We start from the raw sequence: 22,153 nt of genomic DNA on the forward strand, positions 1-22,153 counted from the left end.
CCACCCACGCCCCGAGCGCGACCGCCGGCGTCGCGAGTGCGCGGCGCGCCATCTGATGCTGCTGCGGCCCACTCTGCGGGGCTGGGCGCTCGCCGCGACCGGTCTGGCCCTCGTCCTGGTCGGCATCGGCATGGGCTCACGCGACGTCGTACGGATCGGCGCGCTGGCCCTCGTCGTCGTCGCCGCGAGTGCGGGGGTCGTCGCCTGGCTGGACGCGGGCGGCACGCGCCGTCCGCTCACCGTCCAGCGGCTCGTCCTGCCCAACCCCGTCCACGCGGGTGAGCGGGTCGGCGTCGAGGTCCGCATCACGTCGAGCGACCCGAGCGGGCGCGCCAGGCTCGCCGGGCTGAAGTTCGCGGAGCAGGCCGCCACGGAGCTGTCCGCGGGACGCCCGTTGCGGGCACGCGTGCAGCGTTCGCCCGGCATCGTCCTCGTGTCCTACGGGGTCGAGGCCGCACGGCGCGGACGCTGGCCGCTCGGCCCGCTCGTCGTGACCCGGACCGACCTGTTCGGCACCGTGGCGAGCACCACCACGCTCGGCGAGCAGGCAGAGGTGACGGTCTGGCCCACGATCGTCCCCCTCCCCACGCCGTCGGACGTGCTGATCGGCGAGCCCGACCGCGTGGCACTGGGCGCGCGGTCGCCGTCGACAGACGACGCCTCGCTGCGCGACTACCACGAGGGCGACGACCTGCGCCGCGTGCACTGGCGCAGCAGCGCGCGGCGCGGCGAGCTCCTGGTGCGGTCCGACGAGCGTGCGGGCATGCGCCCGGTCTCGGTGCTGCTCGACATGCCCAGCCGCGGCCCGCACGTCGAGTGGACCATCTCGCTCGCGGCGTCGATCGCGCTGGCCATGCTCGAGGCGGGTCACCCCGTCCGCCTGCTCGACGGCGTCAGCGAGCACAGCACCCTCACGGGAGTCCCGTTCGTCCACACGCGCCACGACGGCGCACGGGCCGCGCTGCTCGACCGCACGGTCGACCTGGAAGCCCCCCGGGGCAGCACCGAGGCGCAGGCCAGGCTCGTGCGCGGCGCGCACCTGCTCGAGAGCACCGAGGCGGGCGGCGAGATCGTCCTGGGCGTGCTCGGTCCGCTGGGCGCCGGAGCACGCAGCGCGCTCGCCCACGTCGCCGACACCGCGCAGGGGTGGGCGATCGTGCGCACCGACCCGCAGCACGCGGGCGAGCGGCGCGACGCCGAGCACACGGTCGCCGCGCTGCGGCGGGCCGGGTGGCGCGCGTGCGAGGCCACGCCCGGCGAGCCGCTCGTCGACTGCTGGCTGCGACTGCTCGGGAGCACGCGATGAGCCCGCTCAACGTCACGGCCCCGCGCGGGTGGCGCGCCGTGCTCGCCACGACGCTGTGCGCCCTCGCGACGCTGGCGTCCCTGCACGCGCTCACGAACCTGCTCGGCACCGTGCCCTGGCGGGGTGCGGTCACCGCGATGGTCCTCGTGGTCGCCGCGAGCGTCGTCGCGGTGCGCGCAGTCACCCGCGCTGTGTGGGTACCGAGCGTCGTCGGGCTCGTCGTCGCGTTCGTCGCGGTCGTGCTGCGGTACGGCCAGCCGCCCGGCCGGCTCCAGCTGGTCCCCGACCTCTCGTCGTGGGAGCGCACGACCGCGCTGTGGTCAGAGGGGCTGCACGTCGTCCAGGTGGCGGTCGTGCCCGTCGACGTCGTCCGACCCCTCGAGCTCCTGCTCGCGGTCGGCGCGCTGCTCGTCTTCCTGGCGGCGGACCTGCTCGCCGTCGGGCTCGGCATGCCCGCGCTGGCGGGCGTCGCCTTCGCCTCGATGTGGACGCCGACGATCGTGCTCGGCTTCCCTGCGCGCGGCTCCGCCCTGTTCTGGACCGGCCTGCTCTACCTGCTTCTGCTCGCCCTGAGCGTCGCGCCCCGCGGCACCCGCGACGACGACGCGCGGCGCGCGAGCCTCGCCGGGCTGTCCGCCGCGTGCGTGCTCGTCGTCGCGCTCGTCGCGGGTCCCGCACTGGCCGGGCTGCCCGGCTGGTCGTCGTGGGGGCTGCCGCGGTTCGGCTCCGGTGGCGGCGGGCCCGTCGACCTGACCTCGGACCTCGACGTGCGCGAGAGCCTCGGCGGACGCACCGACCGCGCCGTCCTGCGCTACCAGGTGCGCAGCCCCGACGAGGTCGCGCAGGACCAGGCCGACGAGCAGGACGACTCGGCCGCACCGACTCCGACGGCCACCGCGAGCGCGGCACGCCCCGTCAACGCGAACTCGGTCGGCCCGCTGCGCGCGTTCACGCTGCTGTCCTTCGACGGCCGGTCGTGGCACGCCGACTCGGCGTCCGACAGCACCGTCCCCGTGCGCGACCTCGAGGGCCTGCTCACCCCGGACCCCGACCTGCTGGGCACAGCCCCCGACGCCGCACGCGGCACGCTCGCGATCGTCGACGCCGAGGTCGGAGCGCTCGAGGACCGGCAGCTCCCGATCCCGACGTTCCCGCGCACGCTCGCCATCGAGGGCGACTGGACGTACGACGTGCCACGTGACCAGGTCGACGGGGCCGAGAAGACGTTCGAGGGCATGCAGTTCTCGATGGTCGTCGAGATCCCCTCCCTGACGGCAGACGACCTCGAGAACGCCGCGGTGGGCGACCCCGGTGACCCGCGGGCGCTCGAGGTGCCCGCGAGCTCGCACGCCGACGACATCCGCGCGCTCGCGAACCAGGTGGCCGACGAGGCCGATGCGGGCACGCCGTACGAGCGCGCGCTCGCGCTGCAGACCTACCTGCGCTCGGCCGCGAACTTCACCTACGACACCCGCGTCGCCCCCGCCCGCACCGACGACCCCGTCTGGGACTTCCTCGAGTCACGTCAGGGCTACTGCGTGCAGTTCGCGACCGCCATGACGGTCATGGCGCGCTCCCTGGGCCTGCCCGCGCGCGTCGCGGTCGGCTTCCTGCCCGGCGCGGCCGACGGCGACTCCTACGTCATCACGGGCCAGCAGTCGCACGCGTGGCCCGAGATCTACTTCGAGGGCTTCGGCTGGACGCGCTTCGAGCCGACTCCCGCCGTGCAGACCGGCGCGCCGCCGCCGTGGAGCGACCCGTTCGCCAACGCCGGCGGAGGCCCCTTCCCGAGCGACGAGGCGATCCCGACGGCCGGCCCGCAGACCGGCAGCACCGCCCCGGCGACGGGCGGGCAGGGCACCGTGACCACCACCGAGCGCTCGACATGGATCCCGGTCGCGATCACCGTGGCCGTGGTGCTGCTGCTGGCGGCGCTCGTCGTGACCGTCCTCGCGCGTCGTCGCGCGCGCGTGCTCGCCGACCTGACGCCCGAGCAGGCGTGGGCACGGCTGCGCCGTGGCCTCGCACGGCTCGGTGTCCGGTGGACGGCGGCGACGACCCCTCGCGCCGCCGTGCCTGTCGTCGTGCGGCAGGTCGAGCGCGCGGGTGGGGGTGCACTCGACGACGCGTCCGTCGAGGCGCTGCGCTCGCTCGCACGCGCGGTCGAGCAGGAGCGCTATGCGCGGCAACCCGTGGCACCCGAGCCCGGCGCGACCGTGCGCTGGGCCGACCAGGTGGTCGCCGGTGCGCGCGGCGCGGGCGTGGCCCGCACGAGTCGACTCACCCAGGCTGTGCGCGCGGTGCGGGCGAGGGTCAGCCGCACCGGTCAGACCGCGCGACGCTGAGGCGTCGGTCGCCGTCGCTCGCGCCCGGTGCACCCGCACCGGGTATGCCGCTCGCACGGCGCATCATGACGAAGTTCACCCCACCACGGACGGCGTGGGTGAGATGCCGACCGGCCGGCAGGACCAGTCAGTGAGACGACCGGACCACGGGCGACGCCGCGCGGGGTCCGGGGGTCAGAGACCGCCCTCGCCGCGACGGCGGTCCCAGCGCTCCTCCATGCGTGACATGAAGCTCTGGCCCTTGGCCCGGCCACGGGAGGACTTCTGACCGCCGTGCTTGCGCACACCGCCGTCCTCGGTGACGACGCCGGTCGGCCCGGACTGGCGGTGCGGCCGCGCGAACGCGTAGGCGACCGCGGCGAACATCACGATGAAGCCCACGACGCCGAGCAGCGGAAGACTGCCCGCGGCTCCGATCACGAGCAGCAACAGGCCGACGGCCGCACCGATCCCGGCCACGACATAGCGCCCGACAGCGCGACGGCCACGCTGCGTGAGCGTGTTCGCCAGGCGCGGATCGTCAGTCGCGAGCTGGCGCTCCATCTGCTCCAGGACGCGCTGCTCGTACTCAGAGAGAGGCATCCCGACCCCCGATGGTCATGTCGATGAACGTGTCGGCATCAGGATAGATCCGCCACCTGGAAGGTGGTAGTCGGGCGGGCCGACGACGGCGCCGGGATCGCGGCGGCAGACCGGATCGCGCGGGCTCCGAACTTGTCCCGGACCTGGTCCATGGCGCGCTCGGCCTCCCGGTGCGCACCGTCCGTGCCGTCCACCTGGTCGTCGACCTCCGCGAACGTCGGCTGGCGGACGGCGGCGGACACGGGCGACAGCATCTCGACCCGCACGCCGACGAGCCGGACCGGCAGTCCCCCCAGGTCCACGCCCGCCAGCAGCGCGCGCGACGCCAGGTAGATCTCCCGCCCGACGTCCGTCGGGGTGGCCAGGGTCCGCGAGCGCGTGAGGGTCTTGAAGTCCGCCGTACGGACCTTGACCGTGACCGTCCGGGCAACCAGCGAGCGTTGCCGGAGCCGGCGCGCGCACCGGTCGGCGAGCTCCAGGGCCTTGGCCTGGACGACGCCGAGGTCGTGCTCGTCCGTGACGAACGTCTCCTCCGCGCCGATCGACTTCTCCTCGCGCCCCGGGCTGACGGGCCGTGGGTCCCGACCCCACGCGAGGTCGTGCAGGTGCGCACCCGCGACCTTGCCCACAGCGCGCTGCACGGTCGTCACGTCACTGTCCGCGAGCTCGGCCACGGTCGTGATCCCCCACCGGCCGAGCGCCACCTCGGTGCGTTCGCCGACGCCCCACAGGGCCCCGACGGGCAGGGCACGGAGAAACTCCACCGTCGCGGCCTTGGGCACCAGCAGCACCCCGTCCGGCTTGGCGTTGCCCGACGCGATCTTCGCGACGAACTTGGTCGACGCGATGCCGACCGAGCACGTGATCTCGTAACGCTCGCGCACGACCCGTCTGATGGCCTCGGCGATCTGTGTCGGGGGCCCGAGCCGTCGTCTGGCCCCCGCGACGTCGAGGAACGCCTCGTCGACGCTCACCTGCTCCACCAGTGCCGTCACGTCGGAGAGCACCTCCATGACGCCGACCGAGACCTCGTGGTAGGCGCTGTGGTCGGGCGGTACCACGACGGCCTGCGGGCACAGGCGCATCGCGGCGGCCATGGGCATCGCCGAGTGCACCCCGAACGCGCGGGCCTCATAGGTCGCCGCGAGCACGACGCCGCGCGCTGCGCCACCCACGATCACCGGCAGCCCGCGCAGCTGCGGCCGTCGCGCGAGCTCGACGGACGCGAAGAACGCGTCCATGTCCACGTGCAGGATCGAGCAGCCGTCCTCGCTGGACCCCCAGCTCCGGCGCACCTGCGCCGCGCGGGGCGCCCTGCTCATGAGGCACGCACCGAGAGCATGCGCGGGGCGGCGCCACGCTCGGCGGCGTCCTGCGCGTCGAGCTCGTGGACGAGCTCGCGCGCGGCGTCCACCAGGTCCTCGGCGGCGCAGAGCGTGCGCTCGGCACGGTCCTCGTCGACCTGGTCGAACCGGCCCGCGTCGATCGCCGAACGCAGCGCGGCGCCGTCGGCGAAGAACCGCGCGAGACGCTCGAGCTCGGGTGCCACCTGGGTGAGCATCCCCCAGACCGTGCGCGGCGCGCCCCGGCCGGTGGGGGTGCCACGGCGCGCGACCACCGCCGCACCGGCCCGCAGACCGGCCAGGTGGGCGTGCCCGAACCTCTCCCACGGCTCCGCGGAGTACTGGGCGGCGAGCAGCTCCGCATCGGCGCGCGCCAGCAGCTCCTGAGCGCGGCCCGCGTGCACCACTGCCACCATCTCGCCACCTCCGCCTCGCGCCGTCCGGCCCGTCGCCGGTGAGTCCCGTGTCCTGAGTCCGTGTCCCGCATTCGCGTCTCGCCAGTATCGAACGTCTGTTCGATCCGCGTCAAGCGCTCCCGGCCCGCAACCGCCGGGACGAGGAGCCCCCGGGCGAGCCTTAGGGTCGACGCATGCCCGACCGTGGACGACGCCAAGGCTCTCACCGACCACCCACATCCCCCGGCTCCGGCGGACGCCCGGGCTCCCGGTCCGACGTCCGCACGCTCCGCGCGGCGTGGCCGTCCGGTCCGGTCACGATCCCCACGGGCACGGTCGAGGTCGTCCCCGACCCCGACCACTCCTCGGGCGCCACGGTGCTGGTCAACGGCGTGCCCAGCTCCTACCTCGACCTCGAGGACCCCGGCGTCCTCGCGTTCGAGTACATGCAGCAGATGGCGCTGGTCGTCGACGTGCTGCGCCCCGGCGACGCGCTCGACGTCGTGCACCTCGGGGCGGCGGGGTGCGCGCTCGCGCGCGCGATCGACCACGTCCGGCCCGGCTCGCGCCAGATCGCGATCGAGCTCGACGCCCGGCTGCCCGAGCTCGTGCGCACCTGGTTCGCGCTGCCGCGCTCCCCCGCGCTGCGGATCCGGGCCGGCGACGCACGCGCCCAGCTCGCCCTGCTCCCCGCCGCCTCCGCGGACGTCGTCGTGCGCGACGTGTTCGCCGGGGACTCCACGCCGTCGCACGTCACGACCGTCGAGATGGTGCGCGACGTCGCCCGGGTGCTGCGGCCCGGCGGCCTCTACCTCGTCAACTGCGCCGATGGCGCGGGGCTCGTGCGTGCCCGCAGCGAGGCGGCCACGCTCGCGGACGTGCTCACCGACGTCGTCGCGATCGCCGAGCCCGCGCTGCTGCGCGGACGTGGCTACGGCAACGTCGTGCTCGCCGCCACCGACGACCCCCAGCTGCTCGCGGTCGCGGGCCTCGCGCGCGCGGTCCGCAGCCTGCCGGCACCGGCCCGCCTGCTGCGCGGAGACGACCTCACGACCCTCGTCGGCGCAGCCCCGGTCCTGCGGGACCCGCCGCCCGACCCGAGCTGACCGCGTCCACGCACGAGCGCGCCCGGGGGCACGGGCACGGCGGATGGGACGACTCGCGCGCGGGGACGACGAGGGGGCCGACCCTGACGGGTCGGCCCCCTCGCGGACTCGTACGACGCTCGACGTCGAGCGCCCGAGGTCAGACCGGGCGGACGTGCTCCGCCTGCGGACCCTTCTGGCCCTGCGTGATCTCGAACTCCACGCGCTGACCCTCCTCGAGCGTCCGGTAACCCTGCGTCTCGATCGCGGAGTAGTGGACGAAGACGTCGGCACCGCCGCCGTCCTGGGCGATGAAGCCGAAGCCCTTCTCAGCGTTGAACCACTTGACTGCACCCTGCGCCATGTCGTGCTTCCTTGTCGTTCCACTCGGTGACGGCCGCGGAACTGCTCCGCGTCCGTGCCGCAATGCCTCACGTCCTGCACCGGGTGGGCCAGCCAAGGGCTGGTGGGACTGCCGCCCGGGAGAACCGGGAGCGACGGCACCGGTCAAGCGATCACGCCACTGCAACGTCAGCGATCTTTGCATCGCCGATGTGTCGTGCGCCACGCCTCCCGGCGCCCGTTCGACCAGATTTCGACAACGATTGGGTAAACACCGGACCGCGCGTGGGCCGGACGGGTGACGCGGGACGGGTCAGGGCCCGGCGGGGTCGTCGCCCTGCTGGGCCAGGAAGCGCTCGAACTCGGCGCCCAGCTCGTCGGCCGTCGGCAGGTCCGTGGCCTGCGCGAGCAGGCTCGTGCTGCCGAGGTTGCGGCTGAACGCGTCGTACTGCTCCTCGAGCGCGGTCACGAGCGACCGCACCTCGTCGGACTGCGAGACCTGCCGCTCGATCTCGAGCGTCGCGTCGGTCGCGGCCGACTCGAGCTCGCCCGTACGCAGGTCGAGCCCCGTCGCGCGCTCGACTGCCCGCAGAGCCGCGATCGTGGCCTGCGGGTACTGCGACTGCGCGAGGTAGTGCGGGACGTGCACCGCGAAGCCCATCGCGTCGTGGCCGGCCTCGCCCAGGCGCAGCTCGAGCAGCGCCGATGCGCTCGCCGGCACCTGGACCTGGCCGAACCACGACTTGTGGTCGGCGACGAGCTCGTCGCGCGTGGCGTGCGCCGTCACGGAGACCGGACGGGTGTGCGGCAGCCCCATCGGGATGCCGTGCAGCCCGATGGTCAGCGGGACGTCGAACCGCTCGACGAGCTGCCGGACAGCCGCGACGTATCGCTCCCACTGCACGTCCGGCTCCGCGCCGTGCAGCAGCAGGAAGGGCACACCCTCGCCGTCACGCACGAGGTCGACGACGAGCTGCGGCTCCTCGTAGTGCGTCCAGGCGGTCGCGTCGAAGGTCATGGCTGGCCGCCGGGAGCGGTAGTCGACCAGCTGGTCGGCGTCGAACGTCGCCAGGCGCGTGTGCGGGAGCTCCTCGACCAGGTGCTCGACCGCGAGCTGTCCCGTGCTGCCGGCGTCGACGAACCCGCGCACCGCGTGCACGAGCACCGGTCCGCTGCCCTGTGCCACTGACCGGGCCCTGACCTCGGCCGCAGCCACCGGGTCCACCTCGTAGATCTCGCTGGGGTCCAGCACGCGCACTCCCTGTCGTCTCGGTCGGACGTCTGGCGTGCACAACGCGCCGCGAGCGGTGTGGATTCCCGCCGGCCCGCTCAGTGCCGCGGGAGCCGCACGACCTCGACGAAGAACTCGTCGATCTGGCGCACGATCGTGATGAACGCGTCGAAGTCGACGGGCTTGGTGACGTAGGCGTTCGCGTGCAGCGCGTAGGAGCGCACGACGTCCTCCTCGGACTCGGACGTCGTCAGCACGACGACCGGGATCGACCGCAGCCGGTCGTCGGCCTTGAGCGCCTGCAGGACCTCACGGCCGTCCATGCGCGGCAGGTTCAGGTCGAGCAGGATCAGGTCGGGCGTGGGAGCGTCCGCGTACTCGCCCTCCTTGCGCAGGTACTCGAGCGCGCTCACCCCGTCCGAGACGACGTGCAGCGCGTTCTTGACCTTGTTGTGCTCGAACGCCTCGCGCGTCATGAGCACGTCACCGGGGTCGTCCTCGACGAGGAGGACGTCGATCGTCTGGCGCGCTGCGGGCATCACGGTGCTCCGTTCGTGGCGGTGGCCGGCGACTCGGGGACGGTCGTCGGGGGTGCGGGGTCGCGCGTGGCGACGCCCGAGGTCGGCAGGGTCCAGCACACACGGGTGCCGACCCCCGAGGCGGGCTGCTCGAGCCAGATGCGCCCGCCGTGGAACTCGACGATCTTCTTGCACAGCGCCAGGCCGATCCCGGTGCCGTCGTACACGTCCTTGGCGTGCAGCCGCTGGAAGATGACGAAGACCCGCTCGGCGTACTGCGGGTCGATCCCGATGCCGTCGTCCTCGCACGCGAGCTCGACGCCCTCGTCGGTCGTGCGCGCGGTGACATGCACGTGGGCCGGCTGGTCCGGCCGGTGGAACTTGACCGCGTTGCCGACGAGGTTCGCGAACAGCTGCACGAGCAGCGCCTCCTCGCCCTCCACGGTCGGCAGGTCGTCGTACGAGACCGACGCGCCCGACTCCTCGATCGCCTCGGACTGCTGCTCGATCGCGGTCCGCAGCGCGTCCCCGAGGTCGACGTCGACGACCTCGGGACCGACGCGCCCGACGCGGGAGAACCCGAGCAGGTCCTGGATGAGCCGCTGCATGCGCTTGGCGCCGTCGACCGCGAAGTGGATGTACTGGTCGGCGCGCTCGTCGAGCTGTCCGCCGTAGCGCTTCTGGAGGAGCTGTGTGAAGCTCGCGACCTTGCGCAGCGGCTCCTGCAGGTCGTGCGACGCGACGTATGCGAACTGCTCGAGGTCCCGGTTCGAACGCCGCAGCTCCTCGGCCTGCGCGGCGAGCTGGGCGTGCGCCTGCTCGACCTGCGCGTGCGCGGCCTCGACGTTCGCGACCTGCTGGACGAGCGTCGTGCGCATGTGCTCGACGTCGCGCGCGAGCGTCGCGACCTCCCCCGGGCCGCGCACCGTCACGGGGTGCGCCAGCTGTCCTTCGGCCACCAGGCGGACATCCGCCCCGACCGCCTCGATCGGCTCGAGCACCCACCGTCGCAGCGCGATCCACGTCGCCCCACCCAGCAGGACGATCGCGGCGGCGAGCAGCAGGACGACCGTGCTCGCGCCGCGCGTCCACGCCGTGAGCTCGCCCGCGACGTCCGCGCGCACCGCCCGGAGCTGCTCGACGAAGGCCGTGACCGCCGTGCGCACGTCGGCGAACTGCGCACTGCCGTCCTCGACCTGCGCGCGGCGCACCGACTGCGGGCCTCGCGCCTCGATCTGCGCGACGAGCGGGTCGGCGTAGTCCGCGTACCAGGCCGTCGCGAGCTCGTGCGCACGCTCGGCCGCACGCGTCGTCTCGGGGTCCGAGCGCACCCGCGTCACGGCGGCCGCGACGTCGAGGAACGGGGTCGCCGCGGCGCGCTCGCTCTCGTACAGCTGCAGCGCAGCGGGGTCACCCGTGAGGGCGTAGCCGCGCACGGCCGACTCGGCGTCGATCAGCGCGATGTAGGCGCCGTCCGTCGCGCTGATCGCGTCGAACAGGTCCTGCGTGACGATGTCCTGGCGGCGCACCTGCTGGACGTAGGCGACGGTCGCGAACGCCACGACGAGGACGAGCAGCACGCCGACCACCGCGAACCACCGCTGCAGCTGCCACCGCAGGGCACGCCCGTTCGCGCCGGGCTCCGGGCTCACGCGCGCCACCCGACCACGACCACGGCCGCGTCGTCCACGAGGTCGCCGCCGTGCAGCGTCCGGACGCCCTCGATCACGCGCTCGACGACGTCGGGACCGCCGGGGTCCAGCGCCTCGGCCGCGAGCGACTCGTCCACGACCGCGAGCAACCCCGGCTTGCCGATCCGTTCGGTCGAGTCCGCGAGGGTGGCCTCCATGAGCCCGTCGGTGTACAGCAGCAGGCGCCAGCTCGCGGGCAGGTCGAGCTGCAGCGGTGTCCACCCGCCGGGCACGGGGATGCCCAGGGCACGGCCCCGCCGTGCAGCGCTCGCGAGTGTCGTCGGGGTGCCGAGCACGAGCGGCACCGGGTGCCCGGCGAGGTACAGGTCGGCCGACCGTCGGTCGGGCGCGACGGCGACCATCGCGACGGTCGTGAAGATCTCCGCCCGGGGGCGCTCGGCCTCCAGCACGCGTTCCAGGAGGCCGAACAGGTCGTCGGTCGGGACCCCCGCCAGCACGAGCGTGCGCCACGCGGTCCGCAGCGTCGCTCCGAGCGCAGCCTCGTCGGGCCCGTGGCCGCACACGTCACCGACGATCGCCAGCACCGTGCCGTCGAGCCGCTCGACCGCGTCGTAGAAGTCGCCCCCCAGCACGCCGTCACGCCCCGCGCGGTACCCGACGAGCAGCTCGAGCGCCCGGTCGTTCACGGCCGGACGCGGCAGCAGCGCCTGCTCGAGCCGCGTCGTCTCCTGCTCGCGCACGAGGCTGCGGTACAGCGCGCGGTCCGCGTGCTCGAGCTGGCGGCGCGCGATCGCGTACCGCACCGAGCGCGCGAGCCGCTCGCCGTCGACGTCGCTCTTGACGAGGTAGTCCTGCGCGCCGGCCGCGACGGCCGCGAGCCCCGTGGTCGAGTCCGCGAGTCCTGTGAGCACGATCACGGGTGGCGCGCCCGCCGCGAGCAGTCGGCGCAGGGCCGGCAGTCCCGACGCGTCGGGCAGCCCGAGGTCCAGCAGCACGCAGTCGACGTCGAGCATCAGCGCCGCCTCGTCGAGCGTGCGCGCCCAGGTGAGGCGTGCGTCGAGCCCGGAGTCCGCGAGATGCTCGGAGGCCAGCATCCAGTCCCCCTCGTCGTCCTCGACGACGAGAAGCCGGAGGGTCGCGGGCACGTCGGGACCCGGCGCGCGGCGCGCGTCGTCGACGTCGATCATGGTCAGCCCTCCTTCGGCACCAGGCAGCGTACGGGCGGATGCGTCCGTCGTCGCGTGATCGCGCCGTGATGCCGGTCGGATTGCGGTCGCAGGCACCTCGCGTCACACGGCGGGGCGTCGCGACGACCCGCACGAGGTGGAATGATGGACGGTCGCTCGTGTGGCCCCACGACGAGCTCTCTCCAGGAGGACACCCGCGTGACGAGCCCGGACGACGAGATCGCCCTCGAGCAGCAGCAGGTCGACGTCGTCTACGGCCGCCTCGACGAGCTGCGCGCGCAGAACCGGTCGCGGCTCGCGGCCGTGCGTCGCGAGGGCCCGTCCGGCTCGCCCCAGAACCGCAGCGAGCGCGACGCGTTCGCGACGCTCTACGAGGACCGGCTGGCCCAGCTCGAGGCGGTCGAGGAGCGGCTCGTCTTCGGTCGGCTCGACCTCGACGACGGCGCGCGGCGCTACGTGGGTCGCATCGGCCTGACCGACGTGGAGCAGACGCCGCTGCTGACCGACTGGCGGGCACCCGCGGCACGCGCGTTCTACCGGGCCACCGCGGCGCACCCCGACGGGGTCCAGCGTCGCCGCCACGTCGTCACGCGCGGGCGGACCGTGACGAGCGTCGAGGACGAGGTGCTCGACCTCGACCTGCTCGACGGCGACCCCGACGCGCTGAGCGGGCTGTCCGGCGAGGGGGCACTGCTCGCCGGGCTGCGCGCGGGCCGGACCGGCCGGATGGGCGACATCGTCGCGACCATCCAGTCCGAGCAGGACGCGATCATCCGCTCCGAGCTGAACGGCGCGCTCGTCGTGCAGGGCGGGCCCGGAACCGGCAAGACCGCGGTCGCGCTCCACCGCGCGGCCTACCTGCTGTACGCCCACCGGCGTCTGCTCGAGCGCTCGGGCGTGCTCCTGGTCGGGCCGTCCCGCACGTTCCTGCGCTACATCGACCAGGTCCTGCCGTCGCTCGGCGAGACGGGCGTCGTGACGACGACGATCGCGGACCTGGTGCCTGGCGTGGAGGCGACCGGCACCGAGCCGGAGCACGTCGCCGCGATCAAGGGCCGGGCCGTCATGGCCCGCGTGATCGCGCGCGCCGTGAGCGACCGCCAGCGGGTGCCCGCCGAGCCGACGAGCGTGCGCATCGACGGCCGCACCGTCGTCGTGCGGCCGAACGACGTCGCGCAGGCGATCGCCCGCGCGCGCCGACTGCACCGCCCGCACAACCTGGCGCGCGTCGCGTTCGTCCGCGACATGCTCTCGCGCCTCGCGTCGCAGTACGTCGACCAGCTCGCGTTCGAGGTCCCCGCCGACGAGCGTGCGGAGATCCTCGAGGAGCTCCGCTCGACCCGCGAGATCCGGGTCGCGCTCAACCTCGCCTGGATGCCGCTCACGCCCCAGAAGCTGGTGGCGGACCTGTACGCCAAGCCGTCGCGCCTGGAGTCGGCCGCGCCGCAGCTCTCCCCCGGCGACAGGGCGCTGCTCGCGCGCGACCCCGACGCGCCGTGGACCCCGGCCGACGTCCCGCTGCTCGACGAGGCCGCCGAGCTGCTCGGCGAGGACGACCAGGCCGCCAAGGCCCAAGCGCGGGCCGCGGCCGCGGCGCGGCAGCGCGAGGTCTCCTACGCGCGCCAGGTGCTCGAGCAGACCAGCGCGGGCGCGTTCGTCTCCGCCGAGCTCCTCGCGGACCGCTTCTCGGCCGGCGGGCCGGTGCTCACCACCGCGGAGCGGGCCGCGGCGGACCGGTCGTGGACGTACGGTCACGTCGTCGTCGACGAGGCGCAGGAGCTGTCGTCGATGGCGTGGCGCGCGCTGCTGCGGCGCGTGCCCACGCGTTCGCTCACGATCGTCGGGGACGTCGCGCAGACGTCGTCGGCCGCGGGTGCGCGCCAGTGGGCCACGATGCTCGACCCGGTGCTGCGCGGGACGTGGCGGCAGGCCGACCTGACGGTGAACTACCGCACCCCGGCGTCGGTCGCGGACGCGGCGGGCCGCGTGGCCGATGCCGCGGGGCTCTCGCGCTCGCCGCTGACGTCGGCGCGCGAGGTGCCCGACGCGCTCGAGCTGACCCGGGTGGACGACGAGCAGCTCGTCCGGACCGCGGCATCGACCGCGGTCGACGCGCTGCGGGCGGTGCAGGACGAGTCGGGCGCCGGGCGCGTCGCCGTGGTCGCCGTCGAGTCACGCGTGCCCGAGCTGCGCGACGCGATCGAGGCCGCGGGATGCACGCCGCCCACGACGAACGGCGTGCTCGACCTCGACGCGCCCGTCGTCGTGCTCACGGCACGGCAGTCCAAGGGCCTCGAGTTCGACCAGGTCGTGCTCGTCGAGCCGAGCGAGATCCTGGCGGGCTCGGCGGGTGACCTGTACGTCGCGATGACCCGGACGACGAGGACGCTGCACGTCCTGCACGCACGCGAGCTCCCGGCCGGGCTGGTCGACTGACCAGGCCCGGGGTGGTCACCGGCCGCCCCACGCGCCCTGGCCGGTCGGGACGTCCGCCGCGGTGTCCGCAGGTCGGACACCGCGGCGCCCAGCACCCGGACAGGCGCACGATGGGCCCGTGCCCAAGGCCCTTCTTCTCGAGAACCTGCACCCGCACGCCCGCGCCATCCTCGAGGCCGCGGGCTTCGACGTCATCACGCGGACCGGCGCGCTGGACGAGTCCGAGCTGATCGACGCCCTCGACGGCGTCGAGCTCCTCGGGATTCGCTCCAAGACGCAGGTCACGGCGGACGTGCTCGCGCACGCCCCCGACCTCGTCGCGATCGGCGCGTTCTGCATCGGGACCAACCAGATCGACCTGCGTGCCGCTGCCTCGCTCGGCGTCGCGACGTTCAACGCGCCGTTCTCCAACACCCGTTCCGTGGTGGAGATCGCGATCGCCGACATCATCTCCCTGACCCGGCGCCTCACGGTGTTCGACAAGGAGATGCACGACGGCGTCTGGAACAAGTCCGCGACCGGCGCGCACGAGGTCCGCGGCCGGACCCTCGGCATCATCGGCTACGGCAACATCGGCACCCAGCTGTCGGTGCTCGCGGAGAATCTCGGCATGTCGGTCGTCTTCTACGACGCCGCCGAGAAGCTCTCGCTCGGCAACGCGCGTCGCGCCGCGACGCTCGACGAGTTGCTCGAGACCGCCGACGTCGTCACGCTGCACGTCGACGGCCGACCCGGCAACGCGGGCTTCTTCGGCGCCCCCCAGATCGCGCGGATGAAGCCGGGCTCGATCCTGCTGAACCTGTCGCGAGGCTTCGTCGTCGACCCGGCGGCGGTGCGCGACGGGATCGTCTCGGGCCACCTGGCCGGCGCGGCGATCGACGTCTTCCCCGAGGAGCCCAAGCGCAAGGGCGACCCGTTCGAGTCCGAGCTGCGGGGTCTGCCCAACGTCATCCTCACGCCGCACACCGGCGGCTCGACCGAGGAGGCCCAGGAGGCGATCGGTCAGTTCGTCGCGAACAAGGTGCGCGACTACCTGGCCACGGGCTCCACGACGCTGTCGGTCAATCTGCCGAACGTCGCGCTGGACCAACCCCCGGGCGTGCACCGCCTCGCCTACCTGCACCGCAACGTCCCCGGCGTGCTGGCCACCGTCAACGCGACGCTGGCCGAGCACGGCGTGAACATCGAGGGCCAGCTCCTCGCGACGCGCGGCGAGCTCGGTTACGTGGTGACCGACGCGGGTTCGCCCGTCGAGGACGCGCTCGTCGACGCGCTCGCCGCCCAGCCCGAGGCGATCCGGGTCCGCCTGCTCTCCTGAGCGCCGCGGCCGGGCCCGCGCACGTCGAAGGCACTGCACGTCGAAGGCACTGCTCGTCGAAGGCACTGCACATCGAAGACCATTCACGTCGAAGGCCCCGACCGTCTCCGGTCGGGGCCTTCGTCCGTCCGCGCCTCGGGGCGCAGCAGTCAGCGGTCCGTCAGGACGAACCGGACTTGCGCTGGAAGCGCCGCTGCCCAGGGCCGTTCGTCTCCGAGCCGTGCACCGTCCCGGTGTTCGCCTGCGCGTCGGCCGTGCGGTGCTGCGAGCTCTTCTTGCGCTCGAGCGCCTCGCGGAACTTCGCCTTCGCGTCCTCGCTCACCGCAGGCTTCGTGTCGTCGTGCGCCATCGGCTCCTCCTGTACTTCGTCGAGACCCCAGCGTGGCCGACGCGCGGCGCGCGTGCCACCTCAATCCACCCCTTGGCGTCAGCGCATGGCGACCGCCTGCTCCACCGGGAGCCAGCGGCGCCACCAGCGCAGCACGTGGTCGAACCGCTCGACGCGGTGCTGCGGTCGGCCCGACCGGGTCAGCTCGTGCCCTTCGCCCGGGAACAGCAGGAGCTCGGTGGCCACGCCACGGCGCTTGAGCTCGACGAACCACCGCTGACCCTGCTCGACCGGGCACCGCCAGTCCTGCTCCGAGTGGATGACGAACGTCGGGGTGCGCACCGCGTCCACACGGGCCATGGGCGACTGCGCGGCGACCTGCGCGTGCTCGGTCTGCGGCTCACCGAGGTACTCGAGCCCGAAGAACCAGCCGATGTCGCTCGACCCGACGAAGCTGATCGGGTCGAGGAAGCCGCGCTCGACGATCGCCGCGGCGAACCGATCCGTGCGCGTCGTCAGCCACGCCGTCAGGTAGCCGCCGTACGACCCACCCATGACACCCGTGCGCGTCGCGTCGAGGCGCGGGTCGGTGAGCGCCTCGTCCAGCAGCGCGAGCACGTCGTCGGTGTCGACCGTGCCGAACCCGCGCCGGATGGCGCGGCCGTGCGCACGACCGCGGCCCGACGAGCCGCGCGGGTTGCCGTGCACCACCGCGTAGCCCGCCTCGGCGAGCACCTGCACCTCGTCGAACAGCGCGTGCGTGTACTGCGCGAACGGCCCGCCGTGGATCATGAGGATCGTCGGGTACGGGCCCGGGCCGTGACGGTCGGGGTCAGGCGTGGTCACCCAGCCCTCGACGCGGTAGCCGTCGGGCGCGTGCGCCACCAGGGCCCGCGGCTCGCGGACACGGCCGGTCGCGCGCAGCTCCGCGGACAGGTCGGTGAGCACGCGCTCGCCGCCACCCGTGACGACGACGACGTCGCCCGCGCTCAGCGGCGTCGCACGGACGGCCACGAGCAAGCCGCTCGCGGCCGCGGCGCCGGTCACGACGACCGGACCGGTCAGCAGGTCGTGCAGCGCGCCGTCCTGGTCGACGCGGCTCAGGTGGACTGCGCCCGAGCGCGCCGGAGCGACGACGACTGCCCCACCGTCCGCTCCGCCGTCCGCCGTGCCGACCTCGAGCAGCACCGCCGGGTCGAGCTCGACCTCGTCGGCGTCCGTCAACCGCCGCGCCGGCCCCGCCGCGCGACCCGTCGCGTCGAGCCGGACCTCGAACAGCCCCGTCAGCGCAGCCACGAAGTCGCGCCCCGATTCCCCCTGGTCGTCAGCCAGGAGCCACGCGCGGCGCCCATGCGACGACACCAGCACGCGGGACACCGCGAGCGTCGAACCGGCGTCGGCGTCCGTGATCGGCACGATCGGCGCCGCGCCCTCGTCGCCCGAGAGCTCAGACGGCACAGCGATCGCGACGGCGTCACGCCGCAGATCCTGCTCGCGCTGCGCGTGGCGCGCCAGGACGGCCACGATCGCGGTGCCGTCGGGGAACCAGCGCGGGGCGTCGACGTCGTTGTCGGCATCCGTGAGGCGGAACGACGGCGGCACCGCGACGGCGTCCGCCGCAGCCTGCGGCACCTCGACGACGAACAGCTGGCGGGTGCGGTCACGCGTGTACCCGAGCCCGTCGGAGCGGTGCCGCAGCTCGGTGACGAGGCGAGGGCGCTCGGCGGCCGGGTCGCCGTCCGGCAGGTAGCGCCCCTCCTGCGGGACGCGTGAGACGTACGCGACCCGTCGGCCGTCGGGCGAGAACCGCGGCTGCGCGGCCCCCAGCGGCGCCGACGTCAGCGCGAAGGGCTCGCCGCCGGCGGTCTCCACGAGGTGCAGCTGCGGCCTGGCCGTGCCGCCGCCCCGGACGAACACGACCCAGCGGCCGTCGGGCGAGACGTCGGGGTCGCTGTCCGCGTGGCCGCGCGTGAGCTGCCGGGCCGCTGAGCCGTCGGTCGGGACGAGCCACAAGCCGCCGCGGTACTGGTCCGACTCAGCGTCGGGCCTGGTCACGGCGACGATCGCGGCGGAGCCGTCGGGCAGCAGGGCGGGTGCGCCGGGGGCGCGCAGCAGGAAGACGTCAGCGGGGAGCATGACTCGACGTTAACCCGCCGACGGGCTACATCCCGTGACCGGCAGGGCCGCTCAGAGGGCCGGGCCGGAACCCGCGACGGGCTGGCGTTCGGAGTCCTGATCGGGACCGGGGTCGTCCTCGGCGACGTCGTCACCGTCGCGTTCCGCGCGCTCCGCTCGCAGGACCGTGATCGCCGCCTCGAAGTCCTCGAGCGAGTCGAAGGCCTGGTAGACGCTCGCGAACCGCAGGTACGCGACCTCGTCGAGCTCGCGCAGCGGGCCCAGGATCGCCAGCCCGATCTCGTAGGCGTCGATCTCCGCCGAGCCCGACGAGCGCAGCGTCTCCTCGACCTTCTGTGCGAGCAGGGCGAGGTCGTCCTCGCTCACCGGGCGACCCTGGCACGCCTTGCGCACGCCGCCCGCGATCTTGTCGCGGCTGAACGGCTCGGTCGCGCCCGACCGCTTGACGACGGACAGGCTCGTGGTCTCGACGGTCGTGAACCGGCGGTTGCACGAGGGGCACTGGCGACGGCGCCGGATCGACGACCCGTCGTCCGACGTGCGCGAGTCGACCACCCGGGAGTCCGGGTGACGACAGAACGGGCAGTGCACCCTGAGCCTCCCTGCTCCACCTCGGCGGGTCGACGAGCGACGACCCGACAGCGATCGTACCGACCCGGGCCCGGCCGACGAGTCGAGCCCGCCACCGGACTCCCTGACCGGCCGACGCCACCATCCCGGACGATGTTCCGCTCCCGGGCCCGGCGCGCTCCGATCGACGCGCGTCCGCACCCGCGTCGGCGTCCGCACGAGCGCATCTGCACCCGCGCTGTCGTCAGACAGGATGCGGGTGGACGCCGACGGGCGGTCGCCTCGATCGGCGACCGCCCGTCGGAGAGTCCGCTCGCGTCAGCCCCGCGGGACGACGAGCTCCTCGCCGGCCACCACCTGGTCGCCGGACAGTCCGTTCACGCGCACGAGCTCGCGCACCTGTGCGCCCACCGACTCGTGCGCTCCGCGGGAGTCGGCGGCGATGTCCCACAGCGTGTCGCCAGGCTGCACGACGTACCGGTCGAACGTCACGTCCGACGGAGCGCCGGCAGCCGCACGGGCCCCGAGACCGAAGACGGCGGCCGCCAGCACGAGGGCGAACGCGACCACGACTGCACGCCCACGGCGCGTCAGGTGCAGCGCGGGTGCGGACTCGGCGCGACGCCGCTGAGCCGTCGCAGGGCGCACGTCCCGACCCGCCCGGACCGAGGGACCGATCACCATCGTGCTCATCGCGCTTCCTCTCCTCGTGACGCTCGCGGGGCGACTGCGGCCGCTCCACGCGCCCCGCCCGTACACACGTTCGTCATACACCTGTTCGTCGTACGTCTGTACGAGTTCTACCAGAGGCCTGCGACACGCGTCCAGAGATGTCGAACAGATGTTTGAAATCACCGTCCGGCCTGCGTAGGCTTCCTGCCGAGGAACAGCGCACCACCGACCACTGACACGACCACTCGTCACGCCGCCGGCCCGGCCGGCGGCACGGCCACGATCAGCACCGCGACCGCCTGGCACCACAGGCGTTCGGGCGGTGCAGGTGGGGTCGGCACCGGCGTCGTGGCGGAGGCGCGCACCGGGCGACCGGGCCGACCACGGCCGGGCGACGGAGGTGGACTGGAGGGGTGGACGTGACGGACGAGCGGACCGACGACCAGACCGAGAGCGGTGCGCTGGGCAGGCTCGGCACGGTGCACGAGCTGCCCGAGACGCCGCCGGGCCCGGACGGGCTCACAGCCCGTCAGCGGCTCGTGCTCCAGACCATCCGCGTCTCCGTCGAGACCCGCGGCTACCCGCCGAGCATGCGTGAGATCGGCGACGCGGTCGGTCTCACCAGCCCGTCGAGCGTCAAGCACCAGCTGACCGCGCTCGAGCGCAAGGGCTATCTGCGCCGCGACCCCAAGCGCCCCCGCGCGATCGAGGTCGTCCACGCCGACGACTCGCGTGGCGTGCCGCAGTGGAGCGGCGACGGGGCCGCCGAGGTCGAGCTCGGCGACACGGGCTCCGAGCGCCTGTCGGCGCCGGCCTACGTGCCGGTGGTCGGCCGGATCGCGGCCGGCGGCCCGATCCTGGCCGAGCAGGTCGTCGAGGACGTCTTCCCGCTCCCCCGCCAGCTCGTGGGAGACGGCGAGCTGTTCCTCCTCAAGGTGTCCGGCGACTCGATGGTCGACGCGGCGATCTGCGACGGCGACTGGGTGGTCGTGCGCCGGCAGCCCGTCGCGGAGAACGGCGAGATCGTCGCCGCCATGATCGACGGCGAGGCGACGGTCAAGACGCTGCGGCGTGCGGACGGGCACGTGTGGCTCATGCCGCACAACGCCGCCTACGCGCCGATCGCCGGTGACGACGCGACGATCCTCGGCCGCGTCGTCAGCGTGCTGCGCAGCCTCTGACGCTCATGCCTGGACGACTCCCGGACCCGGGCCGCGACCTCGACCGCCGCCTGCGCGACGCGTTCTCCGGCACGCATGACGCCCACGAGACGAACCTCGCCGAGACGAACCTCGCCGACGAGACGAGCCTCGCCGAGACGGACCCGGGCGACGGCGCGGATCACGCGGAGCACGGCCCCGCCCCGCACCACGTCGACCCGAGTGCCGACCCGAGTGCGGAGCACCCGTCCCCCGACCGTTCCGCACAGGACGGGCCGGTTCCGGACGGGGACCGGTGGGAGGACGACTCCTGGGCCGACTGACGGGCGTGAGCGTGTCAGTCGGCCCAGGGTCCGATCAGGATCGGTGCCGGATCACGATCGGACCTCGACCGGCAGCGGGTCCGGTCAGAAGCCGAAGCGCCGGGCGACGTCCCGGACCGCCTGGGCGGACGCCCGCAGGCCCGAGAGCTCGTCGACCGACATCGGGACCGGCAGACGGTCGAGGACGCCGCTCGACCCCACGATCGTCGGCACCGACAGGCACACGTCGCTGATCCCGTAGAAGTCCGTCAGCAGCGACGAGACCGGCAGCACCCGTCGCTCGTCCTTGATGATCGCCTCGATGATCCGCGAGCCGGCGAGCGCGACCGCGTAGTTCGTCGCACCCTTGCCCTCGATGATCCGGTAGGCGGACTCGACGACCTCGCGGGCGATCTCGTCGCGCACCGAGTGCGTGAGCGGGCCCTCGCCCTCGATCCCCTGCCACTCGAGCAGCGGGATGGCACCGATGGACGCCGAGCTCCACAACGGCAGCTCCGAGTCGCCGTGCTCGCCCGCGATGTACGCGTGCACGTTCTGCACCGCGACGCCGGTGTGCTTGGCGATCAGGTAGCGCAGGCGGGAGGAGTCGAGCACGGTGCCCGAGCCGAACATCTGCGACGGCGGGAGGCCGGAGATCTTGAGCGAGGCGTAGGTCACGACGTCGACGGGGTTGGTGACCATCACGTAGACGGCGTTCGGCGCGACCTCGACGAGCGAGGGCAGGACCTTCTTCACCAGGCCGATGGTCGCCTCGGCGAGGTCGACGCGCGTCTGGCCCGGCTTCTGCTTGGCTCCCGCGGTGAAGACGACGACGTCGGCGTCGGCGCACACCGCGATGTCGTCGGACCCGACGACCTCCGCCATGGACATGAACTGGATGCCGTGCCCGAGGTCGAGCGCCTCGGCCTCGACCTTGGCCTTGTTGATGTCGAACAGCGCGACGTTGCGTGCCGCGCCGCGCATGAGCGCGGCGTACGCCATGGTCGAGCCGACCGCTCCGGCCCCGACGATCGCGAGCTTCGACGTCCGGCGGTGGGTCGCACCCACGGATGCGGACGGGTCGTCGCTGTCCCGGCTCTCGAGGATCTGCTCGGACATCGGTGCGCCTCCAGAGGGTGCGGGGATCGGGCGTGCGTCGTGCGGGCGTGCGAGGGTGCGCCGGCGCGGAACACGCCGTCGACCTGCGTGTCCACTGTCTGCTGACCCTCGTCCGCAGGCTACCGG

Annotated in this window: 20 protein-coding genes; 7 read left to right on the forward strand and 13 right to left on the reverse strand. The window is 73.8% G+C overall.

The annotated features are described in order from the left end of the window. The coding region (locus tag CWIS_RS08775; protein ID WP_231583741.1) for a DUF58 domain-containing protein at positions 1 to 1,306 on the forward strand (1,306 nt) is incomplete at its 5' end. Further along, positions 1,303 to 3,651 carry a transglutaminase domain-containing protein gene (locus CWIS_RS08780; RefSeq protein ID WP_048342898.1) on the forward strand — a complete coding sequence of 783 codons (2,349 nt, stop codon included), beginning with the start codon at positions 1,303 to 1,305 and terminating at the stop codon, positions 3,649 to 3,651. The genes CWIS_RS08775 and CWIS_RS08780, both read left to right, overlap by 4 nt. Positions 3,652 to 3,825: 174 nt before the next feature. Here CWIS_RS08780 and CWIS_RS08785 read toward each other — a convergent pair whose 3' ends face one another. From CWIS_RS08785 to CWIS_RS08795, 3 genes are read right to left on the reverse strand one after another with little or no spacing between them, the layout of a single operon-like run. Then, positions 3,826 to 4,233, reverse strand: coding sequence for a DUF3040 domain-containing protein (locus CWIS_RS08785; protein ID WP_048342899.1), 408 nt, complete (start codon positions 4,231 to 4,233; stop codon positions 3,826 to 3,828). A gap of 38 nt (positions 4,234 to 4,271) precedes the next feature. Beyond that, positions 4,272 to 5,555: a DNA polymerase IV gene (dinB, locus tag CWIS_RS08790; RefSeq protein WP_048342900.1), complete on the reverse strand. Its 1,284-nt coding sequence runs from the start codon at positions 5,553 to 5,555 to the stop codon at positions 4,272 to 4,274. Further along, positions 5,552 to 5,992: an SAV_6107 family HEPN domain-containing protein gene (locus tag CWIS_RS08795; protein ID WP_048342901.1), complete on the reverse strand. Its 441-nt coding sequence runs from the start codon at positions 5,990 to 5,992 to the stop codon at positions 5,552 to 5,554. Before CWIS_RS08795 ends, dinB begins: the two co-directional genes overlap by 4 nt. Before the next feature lie 173 nt (positions 5,993 to 6,165). Between CWIS_RS08795 and CWIS_RS08800 the strand changes: the two genes are divergently transcribed. Next, the gene (locus CWIS_RS08800; protein ID WP_053071637.1) at positions 6,166 to 7,077 is read left to right on the forward strand and encodes a spermidine synthase; all 912 of its coding nucleotides are present in this window, start codon (positions 6,166 to 6,168) and stop codon (positions 7,075 to 7,077) included. 139 nt (positions 7,078 to 7,216) lie between these two features. Here the strand turns inward: CWIS_RS08800 and CWIS_RS08805 are convergent, their stop codons facing one another. The 5 genes from CWIS_RS08805 to CWIS_RS08825 all read right to left on the reverse strand — a co-directional run bounded on the left by CWIS_RS08805 (position 7,217) and on the right by CWIS_RS08825 (position 11,986). Continuing rightward, positions 7,217 to 7,420 (reverse strand): cold-shock protein, encoded by a 204-nt coding sequence (locus tag CWIS_RS08805; protein ID WP_048342902.1) that lies wholly within the window; start codon positions 7,418 to 7,420, stop codon positions 7,217 to 7,219. Between the two features lie 291 nt (positions 7,421 to 7,711). Then, positions 7,712 to 8,650 (reverse strand): proteasome assembly chaperone family protein, encoded by a 939-nt coding sequence (locus CWIS_RS08810; protein WP_048342932.1) that lies wholly within the window; start codon positions 8,648 to 8,650, stop codon positions 7,712 to 7,714. Between the two features lie 77 nt (positions 8,651 to 8,727). After that, the gene (locus tag CWIS_RS08815) at positions 8,728 to 9,168 is read right to left on the reverse strand and encodes a response regulator (RefSeq protein ID WP_048342903.1); all 441 of its coding nucleotides are present in this window, start codon (positions 9,166 to 9,168) and stop codon (positions 8,728 to 8,730) included. Continuing rightward, positions 9,168 to 10,799 carry an ATP-binding protein gene (locus CWIS_RS08820; protein ID WP_082156342.1) on the reverse strand — a complete coding sequence of 544 codons (1,632 nt, stop codon included), beginning with the start codon at positions 10,797 to 10,799 and terminating at the stop codon, positions 9,168 to 9,170. Before CWIS_RS08820 ends, CWIS_RS08815 begins: the two co-directional genes overlap by 1 nt. Further along, positions 10,796 to 11,986: a PP2C family protein-serine/threonine phosphatase gene (locus CWIS_RS08825; RefSeq protein ID WP_048342904.1), complete on the reverse strand. Its 1,191-nt coding sequence runs from the start codon at positions 11,984 to 11,986 to the stop codon at positions 10,796 to 10,798. The genes CWIS_RS08820 and CWIS_RS08825 overlap by 4 nt, the downstream gene beginning before the upstream one ends. Positions 11,987 to 12,127: 141 nt before the next feature. Here CWIS_RS08825 and CWIS_RS08830 point away from each other — a divergent pair, with 141 nt between their 5' ends. Next, a complete protein-coding gene (locus CWIS_RS08830) occupies positions 12,128 to 14,422 on the forward strand; it encodes an AAA family ATPase (protein WP_082156337.1) in 2,295 nt (764 codons plus the stop codon). Positions 14,423 to 14,540: 118 nt separating this feature from the next. Further along, positions 14,541 to 15,740 (forward strand): phosphoglycerate dehydrogenase, encoded by a 1,200-nt coding sequence (serA, locus tag CWIS_RS08835; protein WP_048342906.1) that lies wholly within the window; start codon positions 14,541 to 14,543, stop codon positions 15,738 to 15,740. A gap of 160 nt (positions 15,741 to 15,900) precedes the next feature. Here serA and CWIS_RS08840 read toward each other — a convergent pair whose 3' ends face one another. The 4 genes from CWIS_RS08840 to CWIS_RS17605 form a co-directional block, all read right to left on the reverse strand. Beyond that, positions 15,901 to 16,089, reverse strand: a complete 189-nt coding sequence (locus CWIS_RS08840) for a DUF5302 domain-containing protein (RefSeq protein WP_048342907.1) — start codon at positions 16,087 to 16,089, stop codon at positions 15,901 to 15,903. 78 nt (positions 16,090 to 16,167) lie between these two features. Further along, complete coding sequence (locus CWIS_RS08845; protein ID WP_048342908.1) at positions 16,168 to 18,204, reverse strand: S9 family peptidase; 2,037 nt, start codon at positions 18,202 to 18,204, stop codon at positions 16,168 to 16,170. Between the two features lie 51 nt (positions 18,205 to 18,255). Next, positions 18,256 to 18,795, reverse strand: a complete 540-nt coding sequence (gene nrdR, locus CWIS_RS08850; RefSeq protein ID WP_048342909.1) for a transcriptional regulator NrdR — start codon at positions 18,793 to 18,795, stop codon at positions 18,256 to 18,258. A gap of 297 nt (positions 18,796 to 19,092) precedes the next feature. Then, positions 19,093 to 19,467, reverse strand: a complete 375-nt coding sequence (locus CWIS_RS17605) for a LysM peptidoglycan-binding domain-containing protein (RefSeq protein ID WP_053071638.1) — start codon at positions 19,465 to 19,467, stop codon at positions 19,093 to 19,095. Between the two features lie 398 nt (positions 19,468 to 19,865). On the opposite strand from CWIS_RS17605, the gene lexA reads away from it, so the two are divergent. Both lexA and CWIS_RS08865 read left to right on the forward strand, forming a co-directional pair. Then, positions 19,866 to 20,627 carry a transcriptional repressor LexA gene (gene lexA, locus CWIS_RS08860; protein WP_197080798.1) on the forward strand — a complete coding sequence of 254 codons (762 nt, stop codon included), beginning with the start codon at positions 19,866 to 19,868 and terminating at the stop codon, positions 20,625 to 20,627. Between the two features lie 5 nt (positions 20,628 to 20,632). After that, complete coding sequence (locus CWIS_RS08865; protein WP_048342910.1) at positions 20,633 to 20,929, forward strand: hypothetical protein; 297 nt, start codon at positions 20,633 to 20,635, stop codon at positions 20,927 to 20,929. An 84-nt stretch (positions 20,930 to 21,013) separates the two neighbouring features. Here CWIS_RS08865 and CWIS_RS08870 read toward each other — a convergent pair whose 3' ends face one another. Then, on the reverse strand, positions 21,014 to 22,027 hold the full coding sequence (locus CWIS_RS08870) for an L-lactate dehydrogenase (RefSeq protein ID WP_082156339.1): 1,014 nt from the start codon (positions 22,025 to 22,027) through the stop codon (positions 21,014 to 21,016). Positions 22,028 to 22,153 lie beyond the last annotated feature (126 nt).

It is taken from the genome of Cellulomonas sp. A375-1 (genome assembly GCF_001040865.1).
GTDB lineage: Bacteria > Actinomycetota > Actinomycetes > Actinomycetales > Cellulomonadaceae > Cellulomonas > Cellulomonas gelida.